At 41.9% G+C, this 446-nt stretch carries 2 tRNA genes; both read right to left on the bottom strand.

The window, feature by feature from the left end:
* Nucleotides 1–175 precede the first annotated feature (175 nt).
* Nucleotides 176–251 (bottom strand) — tRNA-Ala (locus C2M35_RS15370).
* 53 nt (nt 252–304) lie between these two features.
* Nucleotides 305–381: transfer RNA gene (locus C2M35_RS15365), tRNA-Ile, on the bottom strand.
* Nucleotides 382–446: the final 65 nt, after the last annotated feature.

Genomic DNA, 446 nt, shown 5'->3' with positions numbered 1-446 from the left:
CTGGCATATTTCTTTACTTATTGAGAACTCTAAATTATTCAAATTGAACAATTCAAAGTTTTATCAGCTTTCCAAATTTTTAAAGAGCAAGAGAATTACTTCTCAGAGTTAAACACACTCTATTCTCAGGGCATTTCCCCGAAAGAATGTTTATCTATAAGAAGGAGTAGTAAAGTGGTGGAGCTAAGCAGGATCGAACTGCTGACCTCCTGCGTGCAAGGCAGGCGCTCTCCCAGCTGAGCTATAGCCCCACATTACTAGGATACGTGCATTGTTTATAACCGGTCTTTGCTGTGAAGCAAAGTGGTGGGTCTGAGTAGACTTGAACTACCGACCTCACGCTTATCAGGCGTGCGCTCTAACCAGCTGAGCTACAGACCCAAACAATGACGTTTGTTCTCTATTTCATAATCAACAATCATCTGTGTGGACACTGCGAACAAATT

The sequence above is a fragment of the Pseudoalteromonas sp. T1lg76 genome, assembly GCF_002964725.1.
In the GTDB taxonomy this organism is placed as follows: Bacteria; Pseudomonadota; Gammaproteobacteria; order Enterobacterales; family Alteromonadaceae; genus Pseudoalteromonas.
The sequence above is the reverse complement of the archived record's forward strand: the minus strand, read 5'-3'. Positions and strand labels throughout refer to the sequence as shown.